The organism is Klebsiella sp. CB_Kp196 (genome assembly GCF_040061575.1).
GTDB classification, from domain to species: Bacteria; Pseudomonadota; Gammaproteobacteria; order Enterobacterales; family Enterobacteriaceae; genus Klebsiella; species Klebsiella michiganensis.
This window is the reverse complement of the sequence record NZ_JBEAFH010000044.1, coordinates 108,498-122,079: the sequence shown is the minus strand read 5'-3', so window position 1 is coordinate 122,079 and position 13,582 is coordinate 108,498. Positions and strand designations below refer to the sequence as shown.

The 13,582-nt window shown below is 55.2% G+C and carries 16 protein-coding genes; 4 read left to right on the top strand and 12 right to left on the bottom strand.

What is annotated here, in order from left to right; genetic code table 11:
• Nucleotides 1–200: 200 nt before the first annotated feature.
• Both pagP and cspE read left to right on the top strand, forming a co-directional pair.
• Nucleotides 201–770, top strand: coding sequence for a lipid IV(A) palmitoyltransferase PagP (gene pagP, locus ABLU87_RS13705; RefSeq protein WP_014228393.1), 570 nt, complete (start codon nucleotides 201–203; stop codon nucleotides 768–770).
• A gap of 195 nt (nucleotides 771–965) precedes the next feature.
• Nucleotides 966–1,175 carry a transcription antiterminator/RNA stability regulator CspE gene (gene cspE, locus ABLU87_RS13700; RefSeq protein WP_004100146.1) on the top strand — a complete coding sequence of 70 codons (210 nt, stop codon included), beginning with the start codon at nucleotides 966–968 and terminating at the stop codon, nucleotides 1,173–1,175.
• Nucleotides 1,176–1,239: 64 nt separating this feature from the next.
• On the opposite strand, the gene crcB is transcribed toward cspE, so the two are convergent.
• Entirely contained in the window at nucleotides 1,240–1,623 is a 384-nt protein-coding gene (gene crcB / locus ABLU87_RS13695) for a fluoride efflux transporter CrcB (RefSeq protein WP_024358815.1), read from the bottom strand.
• Nucleotides 1,624–1,714: 91 nt separating this feature from the next.
• Here crcB and ABLU87_RS13690 point away from each other — a divergent pair, with 91 nt between their 5' ends.
• Together ABLU87_RS13690 and tatE are read left to right on the top strand one after the other, a co-directional pair.
• Nucleotides 1,715–2,503 carry a deaminated glutathione amidase gene (locus tag ABLU87_RS13690; protein ID WP_046876569.1) on the top strand — a complete coding sequence of 263 codons (789 nt, stop codon included), beginning with the start codon at nucleotides 1,715–1,717 and terminating at the stop codon, nucleotides 2,501–2,503.
• A 127-nt stretch (nucleotides 2,504–2,630) separates the two neighbouring features.
• A complete protein-coding gene (gene tatE / locus ABLU87_RS13685) occupies nucleotides 2,631–2,834 on the top strand; it encodes a twin-arginine translocase subunit TatE (RefSeq protein ID WP_004130411.1) in 204 nt (67 codons plus the stop codon).
• A 226-nt stretch (nucleotides 2,835–3,060) separates the two neighbouring features.
• Here the strand turns inward: tatE and lipA are convergent, their stop codons facing one another.
• The 11 genes from lipA to ABLU87_RS13630 all read right to left on the bottom strand — a co-directional run bounded on the left by lipA (nucleotide 3,061) and on the right by ABLU87_RS13630 (nucleotide 13,554).
• A complete protein-coding gene (lipA, locus tag ABLU87_RS13680; RefSeq protein WP_004848774.1) occupies nucleotides 3,061–4,026 on the bottom strand; it encodes a lipoyl synthase in 966 nt (321 codons plus the stop codon).
• Nucleotides 4,027–4,213: 187 nt separating this feature from the next.
• Entirely contained in the window at nucleotides 4,214–5,167 is a 954-nt protein-coding gene (locus ABLU87_RS13675) for a YbeF family transcriptional regulator (RefSeq protein WP_046876568.1), read from the bottom strand.
• Between the two features lie 137 nt (nucleotides 5,168–5,304).
• The gene (lipB, locus tag ABLU87_RS13670; RefSeq protein WP_014228397.1) at nucleotides 5,305–5,949 is read right to left on the bottom strand and encodes a lipoyl(octanoyl) transferase LipB; all 645 of its coding nucleotides are present in this window, start codon (nucleotides 5,947–5,949) and stop codon (nucleotides 5,305–5,307) included.
• A gap of 100 nt (nucleotides 5,950–6,049) precedes the next feature.
• On the bottom strand, nucleotides 6,050–6,313 hold the full coding sequence (ybeD, locus tag ABLU87_RS13665; RefSeq protein ID WP_004100153.1) for a DUF493 family protein YbeD: 264 nt from the start codon (nucleotides 6,311–6,313) through the stop codon (nucleotides 6,050–6,052).
• Between the two features lie 106 nt (nucleotides 6,314–6,419).
• Entirely contained in the window at nucleotides 6,420–7,619 is a 1,200-nt protein-coding gene (gene dacA, locus ABLU87_RS13660; protein ID WP_014228398.1) for a D-alanyl-D-alanine carboxypeptidase DacA, read from the bottom strand.
• A 143-nt stretch (nucleotides 7,620–7,762) separates the two neighbouring features.
• The gene (gene rlpA, locus ABLU87_RS13655) at nucleotides 7,763–8,863 is read right to left on the bottom strand and encodes an endolytic peptidoglycan transglycosylase RlpA (RefSeq protein WP_025106399.1); all 1,101 of its coding nucleotides are present in this window, start codon (nucleotides 8,861–8,863) and stop codon (nucleotides 7,763–7,765) included.
• Between the two features lie 10 nt (nucleotides 8,864–8,873).
• On the bottom strand, nucleotides 8,874–9,986 hold the full coding sequence (gene mrdB, locus ABLU87_RS13650; protein ID WP_004100156.1) for a peptidoglycan glycosyltransferase MrdB: 1,113 nt from the start codon (nucleotides 9,984–9,986) through the stop codon (nucleotides 8,874–8,876).
• Nucleotides 9,986–11,887, bottom strand: a complete 1,902-nt coding sequence (mrdA, locus tag ABLU87_RS13645) for a peptidoglycan DD-transpeptidase MrdA (protein WP_004130417.1) — start codon at nucleotides 11,885–11,887, stop codon at nucleotides 9,986–9,988. Before mrdA ends, mrdB begins: the two co-directional genes overlap by 1 nt.
• Before the next feature lie 27 nt (nucleotides 11,888–11,914).
• The gene (gene rlmH, locus ABLU87_RS13640) at nucleotides 11,915–12,382 is read right to left on the bottom strand and encodes a 23S rRNA (pseudouridine(1915)-N(3))-methyltransferase RlmH (protein ID WP_004100160.1); all 468 of its coding nucleotides are present in this window, start codon (nucleotides 12,380–12,382) and stop codon (nucleotides 11,915–11,917) included.
• Between the two features lie 3 nt (nucleotides 12,383–12,385).
• The gene (gene rsfS, locus ABLU87_RS13635; protein ID WP_004100162.1) at nucleotides 12,386–12,703 is read right to left on the bottom strand and encodes a ribosome silencing factor; all 318 of its coding nucleotides are present in this window, start codon (nucleotides 12,701–12,703) and stop codon (nucleotides 12,386–12,388) included.
• A gap of 221 nt (nucleotides 12,704–12,924) precedes the next feature.
• The gene (locus tag ABLU87_RS13630; protein ID WP_122117231.1) at nucleotides 12,925–13,554 is read right to left on the bottom strand and encodes an adenosylcobalamin/alpha-ribazole phosphatase; all 630 of its coding nucleotides are present in this window, start codon (nucleotides 13,552–13,554) and stop codon (nucleotides 12,925–12,927) included.
• Nucleotides 13,555–13,582 lie beyond the last annotated feature (28 nt).

The following is a 13,582-nucleotide window of genomic DNA, read 5'->3' as shown; positions in this document are numbered from 1 at the left end:
CGCTGACGCAAATCAATAAATCGATGAGAATCCCTGTCAGGCAGTAACATGCCCGCCCGGTCAAAGCCTGGACGCGAGAGATTTTCAGATTTTTTGCACCGGATAAATCAAGAGTTTGCCTAATACCGTTAAGGTAGTATTAAGATTATCTTTGTTATCTTACTCCGCTTTAAAAATGATACTGGTAAGAGAAAAGTGTAATGCGACGTCGATTTATAGGGTTGTTTCTGGGATGCCTGGGCCTGCTGCTATCATCCACCTCCGCTAATGCTTCGTTTAGTTCGACGCTTCGCGACGGCTACAATACGCTGAGCGATAACGTCGCGCAGACCTGGAATGAGCCTGAGCACTATGATCTTTATATCCCCGCGGTGACCTGGCACGCCCGTTTCGCCTATGACAAAGAGAAAACGGACCGCTACAACGAACGTCCCTGGGGCGCCGGCTTCGGCGTCTCCCGCTGGGATGATAAAGGGAACTGGCATGGCATCTATTTGATGGCCTTTAAAGACTCTTATAATAAGTGGGAGCCTATCGGCGGCTATGGCTGGGAGAAAACCTGGCGTCCCTTAGCAGACGATAATTTCCATCTGGGTTTAGGCTATACGCTTGGCGTGACGGCGCGCGATAACTGGAACTACATCCCGATTCCGGTCGTGCTGCCTCTGGCTTCTATCGGTTACGGCCCGGCCACGTTCCAGATGACCTATATCCCGGGCACCTATAACAACGGAAACGTTTACTTTGCCTGGGCGCGCATTCAGTTTTGATGCGATTTTTTATAGCAATAAAAGAGATAAGCGGACTGTCTTGTTGAAAAACAATGACTAACGTGAGCCCGGTGCAAAAAGATAGAGACTTTTATCACTTTTTAGCAAAGTTGCGCTGGACAAAAGGTACCACAATTGGTGTACTGATACCCGACACAGTATTAGTGTCGATTTTTTCATATAAAGGTAATTTTGATGTCTAAGATTAAAGGTAACGTTAAGTGGTTTAATGAGTCCAAAGGATTCGGTTTCATTACTCCGGAAGATGGCAGCAAAGATGTATTCGTACATTTCTCTGCAATCCAGTCCAACGGTTTCAAAACTCTGGCTGAAGGTCAGCGCGTAGAGTTCGAAATCACTAACGGTGCCAAAGGCCCTTCTGCTGCAAACGTAATGCCTATCTAAGCAACGCGTCAGTAGAATATAAAAACCCGCTCATGGCGGGTTTTTTTTTGCCTGCGGTCAGGGGCTAGCGGCTGGCCGCATGTGAAAACAGCCAGAACGCGGCGGCCGTCATGGCAAATGAGCCTAACAAGTTGACCAGTACGTTGAGTAACGCCCAGCTAAAGCGCCCCTGCTGGAGTAGAAACACCACTTCGGCGGAAAACGTGGAGAAGGTGGTCAGCCCGCCGCAAAAGCCGGTGGTGATAAGCAGCTTCCACATCGGATCGATATCCGTCAGGCGGTTAAACCATGCCAGCCCTGCGCCGATAATAAAAGCGCCCAGCAGGTTAGCGGTGAGCGTACCAATGGGGATAGCATGATGCATGGGGTTAAACTTCATACCCAGCCACCAGCGCAAAACGCTGCCGGTGCCGCCGCCAAGAAACACAGCCAAAAGGAGTTGCAACACGGTCATTCCCTGTTTATTGATCGAGACTAAACTTCGAGTGTAGCGCGCGAAAGACCTCACTGGCTATGACTAACCTGACGGGAGAGAAAAGATGCTTGTTGCTGCCGGACAATTTGCCGTAACGCCGGACTGGACGGAAAACGCGCAGACCTGCGTGAGCATGATGCGTCAGGCCGCGGAGCGGGGGGCTGCGCTTCTGGTTCTCCCGGAAGCGCTGCTGGCGCGAGACGATAGCGATGCGGACTTATCGGTTAAATCCGCCCAGCGCCTTGATGGCGGCTTTCTACGGCTCTTGCTGGCAGAGAGCGAAAACAGCGCGTTGACGACGGTGCTGACCCTGCATATTCCTTCCGGCGAAGGACGGGCAGCGAATACGCTGGTGGCGCTACGTCAGGGCAAGATTATTGCGCAATATCAGAAACTGCATCTGTATGATGCTTTCAATATTCAGGAGTCCCGGCTGGTCGATGCCGGGCGGCAGATTCCGCTGCTTATCGAGGTGGATGGGATGCGCGTCGGGCTGATGACCTGCTACGATTTACGTTTCCCTGAGCTGGCGCTGTCGTTAGCGCTCAGCGGTGCGCAGCTCATCGTGTTGCCCGCCGCGTGGGTAAAAGGGCCGCTGAAGGAGCACCACTGGGCGACGCTATTGGCGGCGCGGGCCCTGGATACTACCTGTTATATTGTCGCCGCCGGGGAGTGCGGGACGCGTAATATCGGCCAGAGTCGTATTGTCGATCCCTTAGGAACAACGCTTGCCGGGGCAGGAGAGCGGCCGCAGTTGATTTTTGCCGAACTTTCAGCTGATTATATTCAGCAGGTACGCGAGCGTCTGCCGGTGTTGCAGAATCGCCGCTTTGCGCCACCGCAATTATTATGACGTTTTTTTAAACAAGGCTTGATTCACCTTGTTACAGATTGCTATTGTGTCCGCGCGTCAAATAGCCGTTAATTGTATGCGTGTATGATGGCGTATTCGCAGCTTGTATTAGAGAAGAAGGTTAGCTATGGGTGAGATTAGTATTACCAAACTGCTGGTAGTCGCAGCGCTGATTATCCTGGTGTTTGGTACCAAAAAGTTACGCACGCTGGGTGGAGACCTGGGCTCGGCTATCAAAGGCTTTAAAAAAGCCATGAACGATGACGATGACAGTGCGAAAAAGACCAGTGCTGAAGAAGCGCCGGCACAGAAGCTCTCTCATAAAGAGTAATTCGCGACGAGTTTCCTGAACGAGGGGGCTCGCTACCGGCGGGGATAAACCGCGTCGGCAAAGAGGCTGCAGCGATAGCGCTGCGGCCTCTTTTGTTATTTGCACTGGGTTTTGACGAAAAAGATGCAACCAACTGTTACCGGGGTGGGATTTTTAGCGGGTAACGAAACGCATCGGCAGAACGGACCGCTGCGCTAAAAATATCACGCCGCGGTCGAGGCAGAGATTACTTCACTTCCATGCCTTTGGCCTGTAGATCGGCATGATAGGAGGAACGAACGAACGGCCCGCAGGCAGCATGGGTAAAGCCCATGGCCATCGCTTCGGCTTTCATCTCTTCGAACTCATCCGGGCTGACGTAGCGCTGTACCGGCAGGTGGTGGCGGCTCGGCTGTAAATACTGGCCTAACGTCAGCATGGTGACGCCGTGGCGGCGCAGATCGCGCATCACTTCTACGATTTCAGCATTGGTTTCGCCTAAACCCACCATCAGGCCCGATTTCGTCGGGATCTCCGGGTGTGCTTCTTTAAAACGTTCCAGCAGCTTCAGGGACCAGTTGTAGTCGGCCCCCGGGCGGACCTGGCGATACAGGCGCGGCACGTTTTCCAGGTTATGGTTAAACACGTCCGGCGGCGTCGCCTGAAGGATTTCCAGCGCACGATCCATACGGCCGCGGAAGTCCGGCACCAGGGTTTCAATTTTAATCGTCGGGCTTTTTTCGCGAATCGCGCTGATGCAGTCGGCAAAGTGCTGAGCGCCGCCATCGCGCAGATCGTCGCGATCCACGGAAGTCACCACCACATAGCGCAGCGCCATATCGGCGATGGTTTGCGCCAGCTTTTGCGGTTCGTTGGCGTCCGGCGTCACCGGGCGACCGTGGGCAACATCGCAGAACGGGCAACGACGGGTACAGATGGCGCCCAGGATCATAAAGGTTGCCGTTCCGTGGTTAAAACATTCCGCGAGGTTAGGGCAAGAGGCTTCTTCGCACACGGAGTGCAGGCCGTTCTTACGCATCGCTGCCTTGATCCCCTGGATACGGGACGAGTCAGCCGGAAGTTTGATTTTCATCCATTCCGGTTTTCTGAGCAGAGCTTCACGCTCAGTTGCCACGTTTTTCACCGGGATAAGGGCCATTTTATCGGCATCGCGGTATTTTACACCGCGTTCCATCACAATGGGTTTACTCATAGCGTGCGTGTTCCAGTTGCGAGTGACGAAGGAAAGCGAATCAATTCAAGTAAATGTTGCATTTATCAACTATTTTTGAATTAAACGCAGGCAGTATATCATTGATACGGGGCATAAAGCAGCCTGCTGGCCGGGCAAATTGTAAAATAGTTGTTGTTTTATGCTTTTCCCTCTCGTGCCTTATCGGCTAAAAAGCCTGACGAATCGTCTCTACGATCTCTTTCAGCAAGGGCTCCTGCGCGCTGAGCTTGTTATAGTGCAGCGCAATATCAATTTTTTCTTCCCGCAGCGGCGGGAAATCGAGCATCTTTAAGGGCCAAATCTTCTCGACCAGGGAAAACATTCCGGAAGTGATTAGCCCCAGCATATCGCTGTCGTTGACCAGGGCTGCTTGAGTTAACAGATTGTAGCTGCTGAAACCATAGCGGCGTTCGCCGAGATGCTCCTCCAGGTGACGCAGGATTGTCGTATAGCGCTGGCCTTCGGGCTGCAGGAGAGCGAATTCATATTGGCTCAGGTTTGCTGAGTTTGCGGGGAGCGCGAGGACCGGATGCCCTGCCCGGCAGAAGATATGTACGCTATCCTGAAATAGCACATGGTGCGTAATCGCCTGCCCGCTGTGGGGGAAGCTATCGACCAGCAGGTCAACCTGACGCTGGTTTAACTGGCTGGCCGCGTCGGTAATGGCGACGTTGTGCAGCAAAATCTGGGGAAAGACGCTCCGCAGCTTTTTGGTGATAACCGGCATGATCAACGCGCCGATAGCCGGGGAGGTGGCAACGGTTATTACCCGTTCCCGCTGCGTATTGCCGGTTAAATCCAGGGCGTTGAGAAACGCCTCCATCCCCTGGCTGATATGCTTATGCAGATGCGTGGCGTAGGCCGTTGGCGTCACGCCCTGGCCCTTGCGAATAAAGAGCGGGTCAGGGAAGAGGGCGCGCAGTTTGTTCAGGGACTGACTAATCGCCGACGGCGTGATATTCAGTATTTTTGCCGCGTTGACGATACCGTTATGGACGTAAACCGCTTCAAAAATAGTGAGTAAATTGAGGTCTATGTTGCGCAAAATGCGAAACATCTGCCGATCGTAGCGATCGTCAACTCGTTCGGTTGGTACGCTCTGAGCGTTATTTTCTTCCACTCTGTATTTCCGCTAGTGATGATTAGCACCATTATAGCGGCCACAATTATTTTATTAGTGATAATTGATTGCAAAAATAAAGGCTTAATCGCGCCTGAGGGATAAATGTGACGTCCCGCGGTCGCGGGACGTGATGGCTAGCGGCCTTGAAGATATTCCGCGGGTGGATCGTTGAGCAACGCCAGCAGATTGGCGGCCAGGCGTGGAGACACGGTCTCCGTACGGGCATCGGGCAGCCACTGGCGCATCTGGGTCATCTCCATTCCGGCATAACCGCAGGGGTTAATCCTCAGGAACGGTGACAGATCCATGTTGATATTCAGCGCCAGGCCGTGGAATGAGCAGCCTTTGCGAATGCGCAAGCCCAGGGAGCAGATTTTTCGATCGCCCACGTAGACGCCGGGGGCGTCGGCTCGCGGGTGCGATTCAATACCGTACTCCGCCAGGGTATTCACAACGGTTTGCTCTAACAGCGTAACCAGCTCACGTACGCCCAGCTTGCGCCGTTTCAGGTTCAGCAGAACGTACATCACCTGCTGTCCGGGACCATGATAGGTGACCTGTCCGCCGCGATCGCTCTGAATAACGGGGATCTCGCCGGGAACCAGAACATGTTCGGCCTTTCCGGCCTGACCCTGTGTGAACACCGGGTAATGCTCTACCAGCCAGATTTCATCCAGCGTGGCATCGTCGCGGGTGTCGGTAAATTCATGCATTGCCTGCGAGACAGGTTCGTAAGGTTGCAGGCCGAGTTGGCGGATGAGGATTTTATTGTGCTGCAAAACAACGTCTCCGCAGAGAGAGAATGATTTGAGTGGGGCAGTATATCACAGCGAGAAAGCGAGAATGACCCGGCGTGGATGCCGGGTCAGGGGAAGAGATTTACAGCACCATCCGAACGATTTCAATATTGCCCAGCTCTTCGTAGAGGGTTTCTACCTGCTCAATATGGGTTGCATTGATGGTAATAGAGACAGAGTGGTAGTTGCCTTTGCTGCTGGGTTTTACCGTCGGAGAGTAATCACCTGGTGCATGGCGCTGTACCACTTCAACCACCTGGTCAACCAGCTCCGGCAACGCCTGTCCCATTACTTTGTAAGTAAATGGTGTAGGGAATTCAAGCAGTTCGTTAAGTTTGGTTTTCATGTCAGCTCCGGTGTTACAACAAAAAATAATAACTCCCACGACGTGTGGGAGTTATCAGGATACCTAGTATATGGGGATGTAAATCACACTTTCAAGTGGTCGATTTTTAACCAAACCAGTGATGGAACATTAATTTAATGTAATCAATGATTTTACCGAAGAAATTGCCTTCCGGGATTTCCTGCAGTACGACCAGCGGGCGCTGATCGATCGTTTTGCCATCCAGCTGGAAGTTAATGGTGCCTACCACCTGATTTTTCTGCAGCGGCGCGTGCAGCTCAGCGTTATTCAGCACGTAGCTGGCTTTCAGATCTTTCATGCGACCGCGCGGGATCGTCAGATAAACATCTTTATCCACGCCGAGCGAGGCGCGATCGGTATCGCCAAACCAGGCGGGCTCAGAAGCGAACTCTTTACCGGCTTTAATCGGATTAACGGTTTCAAAGAAGCGGAAGCCCCAGGTCAGCAGCTTTTTGCTTTCAGACTCGCGGCCTTTGTAGGTGCGGCCGCCCATCACGGCGGAGATCAGGCGCATCTGGCCTTCGGTTGCCGACGCCACGAGGTTATAGCCCGCTTTGTCAGTATGGCCGGTTTTAATCCCGTCGACGTTCAGGCTGTTATCCCACAGCAGCCCGTTGCGGTTGAGCTGACGAATACCGTTGAAGGTAAACTCTTTTTCTTTATAGATGGTGTATTCATTCGGGACATCGCGGATCAGCGCCTGGCCGATAAGCGCCATGTCGCGCGCGGAGCTGAACTGACCATCGGCATCCAGGCCGTGTACGGTCTGGAAGTGGGTGTTTTTCAGACCAAGGGCGTTAACGTAGTTGTTCATCAGGCTGACGAAGGCATCCTGGCTGCCGGCGACGTAGTCGGCCATCGCCACGCAGGCGTCGTTGCCGGACTGCAGGTTGATGCCGCGGATCAGCTGCGAAACCGGCACTTGCATACCCGGTTTAAGGAACATCAGCGAGGAGCCTTTAAAGACCGGGTTGCCGGTCGCCCACGCGTCGTTACCCACGGTGACCAGATCGGACTCTTTAAACTTGCCCGCTTTCATGGCCTGACCAATCACGTAGCTGGTCATCATTTTGGTCAGGCTCGCCGGGTCGCGGCGGGAGTCGGCGTTGTTTTCTGCCAGGACTTTGCCTGAGTTGTAATCAATAAGAATCCAGGATTCGGCGTCAATCTGCGGGGCGCCTGGGATCATCGTTTTGATATTCAGGTCATCGGCGCGGGCAGCGGAGGACAGCGCTGCCACGGAGAGCGCCGTAACGAGTAAGCGAGCGGTAAAAGAGGTCTTCATGGTCTGAACAACGGCATCCGTGATGGAGTTAAAAAAAGTGCCTTACTATAACAAACGCACTACGAACCAGCATCCGACATTGCGCACGACTTTGTTAATGACTTTGTCATGCGCAACGAGCAGGGGAGGCGGGTGCGATGCCTTTAGTTGGCGCGAGTAATAAATGACTGCAGCTGAGCTTCGCTTTGCAGACGCTGTTGAATCGTGCTGGCCTGCGCTTTGCTGCTGAATGGGCCGAGCTGAATACGCCATACCGCGCCGTTTTGCGTGACGCGGCCCGGGACGGAAAATTGCTGACTCAGACGCTGCTGGTACTGCTGCGCGCGGGCCTGGTCGCTGACGGCGCCGACCTGTACGACGAAATCGCCGCTGGCGCTGGCCGCTGCGGCAGGCGCTACGGCAGCGGTGGCGGCCACGGCGGGCGCAACGCTGCCTTGTACTGAACCCGGGGCGGTAACTGGCGCGCTTTGAACGACAGGCTCGCTGCCTTCCAGCACGCCATTATTCAGCGGCGTCGGGGCGCCGAGGAAACCGCCGCTGTTGACCGGCGCGCCGGTGGCGTCTTCCGGCTTCAGCGTTGAATTACTGATGGCGTGCACGTCAGTTTGCGCGGGTTGACTCATTGCCGCGCCGCTGTCGCCGTCAAGATTCGGGCGGGCGGGCAGCGCGTAGGTCTGTTTGGCTACGGTGGTACAGGCCATACCCGGACCGGAAAGCGAGCCGTCCGGTGCGACGACGATCGGGTCGATGCGCACTTTGGTATTGTTCGAGGTATTCAGACGATCGGCTGAGGCGCGGGACAGTGAAATCACGCGATCGTTACCGTAAGGCCCGCGATCGTTGATGCGCACGACGATCATGCGGCCGTTCGCCAGGTTGGTGATCCGCGCGTAGCTTGGGATCGGCAGCGTAGGATGGGCCGCGGTAAGCTGCGTGGGATCGAACGCTTCTCCCGATGCGGTCAGATTGCTGTTAGGCTCGGCGTCGTAGATGGCTGCGAAGCCTGCCTGGGTGAAGTTAGACGGATCCTGGACGATTTTGTAGCTTTTGCCGTCGCGTTCATAATCCTGATTCGCCGTGGCGTTAGGCGTTTCGTACTGCGGGTCGGCGCCGCTAATCTCCACCGTTGGGCCATTGCAAACGGCCGGCTGTGGAGTGCTGACCGTTTTCTGTTGAACGTCTTCACTCGAACATGCCGCCAGCAGCCCTGCTGCTATGCAGATCCCCAGCCATTGCTTACGCATCGCGAACCCCTTACACGCTTTTCGACAACATTTTTCTGTGAGTATGGATCGACATGACGATACCAAACCCGGCCATCAATACGATTAGGGCAGAGCCCCCGTAGCTGACCAGCGGCAAAGGTACCCCCACCACCGGTAAAATACCACTTACCATACCAATATTTACGAAGACATAAACGAATAAAATCAACATTAAACCACCGGCCATCACCCGGCCAAAGGTGGTTTGCGCCTGGGCGGCAATCCACAACCCGCGCATAATCAGCAGAATATAGAGCGCCAGCAGAATCAGCACGCCTATCAGCCCCAGCTCTTCCGCCAGGACGGCAAAGATAAAGTCGGTATGGCGCTCAGGCAGAAACTCCAGCTGCGACTGGGTTCCGTGCAGCCAGCCTTTTCCGCGCAGTCCGCCGGAGCCGATGGCGATTTTTGACTGAATAATGTGGTAACCCGCGCCGAGCGGATCGGTTTCCGGGTCGAGCAGCATCATTACGCGCTGGCGCTGATAATCATGCATCAGGAAGAACCAGAGGATGGGAATAAAGGCGGCGACCAGCACCACGGCAATACCAATCAGACGCCAGCTCAGGCCAGACAGAAAGAGGACAAACAGACCGGACAGGGCGACCAGAATCGAGGTCCCGAGGTCAGGCTGCGCGGCGACCAGCAGCGTAGGCAGGAAAATCAGCACCAGCGCGATAGCGGTATTTTTCAGCGATGGCGGGCAAACGTCGCGGTTGATAAAGCGCGCCACCATCAGCGGTACGGCTATTTTGGCGATTTCCGACGGCTGGAAACGGACGATGCCGAGATCCAGCCAGCGCTGCGCCCCTTTGGAGATGGCGCCGAAGGCGTCAACCGCCACCAGCAGGATAATACAGAAGATATAGAGATAGGGCGCCCAGCCTTCATAGACCCGCGGCGGGATTTGCGCCATGACGATCATGATAACAATCCCCATGGCGATCTGGCCGATTTTGCGCTCCATCATGCCCATGTCCTGACCGCTGGCGCTCCAGATCACCAGCGCGCTGTAGGTCAGCAGCGCCAGCAGGATAAGCAGCATGGTGGGGTCGAGGTGGATTTTATCCCATAGCGATTTTTTATTCGGATTATCAGTCATTATTGATCCTCCCCAGCCGTTACCGCCGGGTTTTCACTCGGCAGATTGGTGTTATTATCACCCAGCATTATATGATCGAGAATCTGACGCATAATGGTACCGACTGCCGGACCTGCGCCACCGTTCTCAAGAATAATCGCCACGGCAACCTGGGGGTTGTTGTAAGGGGCAAACGCCGTCATCAGTTTATGGTCACGCAGGCGTTCAGCGATTCTGTGCGCGTTATAGGTTTCATTGGCTTTCAGGCCGAAGACCTGAGCGGTACCCGATTTGGCCGCAATTTTATACGGCGCGCTGGCGAAGTATTTATGCGCGGTACCGTTGCCGCGGTTGGCTACGCCAAACATCCCGTCTTTGGCGATTTCCCAAAAACCGGAGTGAATATCGCCGACCGGCGGTTCATGCGGCTGAACCCACGGCACCGGTTTGCCGTCCTCCACCGTGCTCTGCAGCAGGTGCGGTACTTTAACCACGCCGTCGTTAATCAGGATCATCAGCGCCTTGTTCATCTGGATAGGCGTCGCCGTCCAGTAGCCCTGTCCGATGCCGACCGGGATAGTATCGCCCTGGTACCACGGTTTCTTGAAGCGCTTGAGCTTCCATTCGCGGGTCGGCATATTGCCGGAGCGCTCTTCCGCCAGGTCAACGCCGGTATAGTGGCCATAGCCGAATTTGCCCATCCACTCCGACAGGCGATCGATGCCCATGTCGTAGGCGACCTGGTAGAAGTAGGTGTCGGCCGACTCCTCCAGCGCTTTGGTGACGTTCAGATGGCCGTGGCCCCACTTTTTCCAGTCGCGGTAGCGTTTATCCGAGCCGGGAAGCTGCCACCAGCCGGGGTCAAACAGGCTGGTGTTGCGGGTAATAACCCCGGCGCTGAGCGCCGAGACGGCCACGTATGGCTTAACCGTCGACGCCGGTGGGTAAACGCCCTGAGTCGCGCGGTTAACCAGCGGCGTATTGGGATCGTTGAGGAGTCCGGAGTAGTCTTTGCTGGAAATACCGTCAACGAACAGGTTGGGATCGTAGCTTGGCGTCGAGACCAGCGCGAGGATTGCGCCAGTGCGCGGGTCGGTGACTACGACCGCCGCGCGGCTGCCGGCCAGCAGCGTTTCAATGTACTGCTGTAGCTTCAGGTCGAGCGTTAAATAGATATCGCGCCCGGCCTGCGGCGGGACCTCTTTCAGCTGGCGAATCACGCGGCCGCGGTTGTTCACTTCAACCTCTTCATAGCCGGTTTGCCCGTGCAGGACATCTTCGTAATAGCGCTCGATGCCCAGCTTGCCGATATCGTGCGTGGAGGCGTAGTTAGCCAGCTTCCCCTCTTTATCCAGGCGATCGACGTCTTTATCGTTAATTTTAGAGACGTAGCCGATAACGTGGGTCAGGGCGGAGTTATAGGGATAGTAGCGGCGCTTATAGCCTTTGACTTCCACGCCGGGAAAACGGTACTGGTTCACTGCGAAACGGGCGACCTGCACTTCGCTGAGGTTAACTTTCACCGGAATAGAGGTAAAGCGGTGCGAGCGGGCGCGCTCTTTTTTAAAGTTCGCCACATCGTCATCGGTGAGGTCGATAACATCGCGCAGCGCATCCAGCGTTTGCTGAACGTTGTCGACCTTCTCCGGCATCATCTCCAGCTGGTAAATCGTACGGTTGAGCGCCAGCGGCGTGCCGTTGCGATCGTAGATAATGCCGCGGCTCGGCGGAATCGGGACCAGCTTGATGCGGTTTTCGTTTGAACGCGTTTGATAGTCGGTGTAACGCACAATTTGCACGTTATAAAGGTTGGCGATCAGTACGCCGGTAAGCAGCAAAATCCCCAAAAAAGCGACCAGCGCCCGGCGCACGAACAGCGAGGATTCAGCCGTATAGTCGCGGAAAGAATTCTGTAATTTCATTCGCTGCTTAGTCTACCCTGGTCATCATTACTCACGGTGGTAAGGGTGGTTGGTGGTAATGCTCCACGCCCGATACAGACTCTCGGCCACCAGTACGCGGACCAGCGGGTGAGGTAGGGTGAGCGTTGAGAGCGACCAACTTTGTTCCGCCGCCGCTTTGCAGGCGGGTGAAAGGCCTTCCGGGCCGCCGATAAGCAGGCTAACGTCGCGGCCATCCTGTTTCCAGCGTTCCAGTTCGCGCGCCAGCTGCGGCGTATCCCAAGGTTTCCCCGGAATATCCAGGGTGACGATGCGGTTTTTGCCTGCAGCCGCCAGCATCATTTCACCTTCTTTTTCGAGAATGCGCTTGATGTCGGCGTTTTTGCCGCGTTTACCGGCGGGAATTTCCACCAGTTCGAACGGCATATCCTTTGGAAAACGGCGCAGATATTCGCTAAAGCCGGTCTGAACCCAGTCCGGCATTTTGGTGCCAACGGCTACCAGGTGCAGCTTCACGCGCTAACTCCAGAGTTTTTCCAGCTCGTACAGACGACGGCTCTCTTCCTGCATAACGTGAACCATAACGTCGCCGAGATCGACCACGATCCAGTCCGCGGCGGCTTCGCCTTCAACGCCCAGCGGCAGCATCCCGGCGGCGCGAGACTCCTGCACAACGTGGTCGGCAATGGACATAACATGGCGCGTGGAAGTGCCTGTGCAGATAACCATGCAATCTGTAATGCTGGATTTGCCATGAACGTCAATGGCTACGATGTCCTGACCTTTCAGGTCATCAATTTTGTCGATAACAAAATCCTGGAGTGCTTTACCCTGCAAGAGTTCCCCCTGGGTGTGTGAAGAGTGATAACAATAAACAGCCTGACAGTATACCCGAACTGTTGGCAAAGTCGGGATAAATGTCGATAAACGGGCGGTGAAGGCGGCTATCATCCCATCCATCGCCAATGATTGCATCGCCATTTTTGTAAAACAATTTCTGCAAAGTTCAAATGGCGGATGCAGCCTGGCTGCGGAGAATAACAGCCTGCTTTGCACTGTCAATGGTCTGCGCGCAATTCTTCTTCCGCCAGCCAAACGGCCCGGCTATTTAGTACGCGCAGCGTGGTGAAATCAGGCTGTAGATCGACAAGGCTCCACGCGCCATGCTCGATGGGGAAGTGCCACATCGCCGAATCCGGCATGTTCAGAAGTTGCGCGACTAAGAGGCTAAGCACGCCCTGATGACCGACGATAAGCAGATGATCAAGTCCCCGAAACTGAGAGAGGGTGACGGTAAAGCCGCGGACGCGTTCGGCAAACGCCTGGAAGTCCTCCCCGTTGGTGGGCGCCGCGTGCTGCCAGTCGGCGCACCATGCGGCGTAGTTTTCGGCATCTTCCTGCTGTAAATCGCGGTGGTGGCGCATTTCCCAGTCGCCGAAGAACATTTCATTGAGCGCGGCGAAGGACTGGCGGGGGACGTCACGGTCGCCCAGCAGGAGGCTGGCCGTGCGCTGGGTGCGCTCAAGCTCACTGCAAAACGCGCGCTGAAACGGGACGGCCCGCAGCCGCTTTCCCAGCGTTTGCGCTTGTCTGATTCCGCGCTCGGTTAACGCAGTGGGCGCGTGCCCGCTATAGAGGCCCGCGACGTTGGCCTCGGTTTCGCCATGACGAACTAACCATAACTTCATGATGACCCTCTCGAAAGGAGTCTATGAG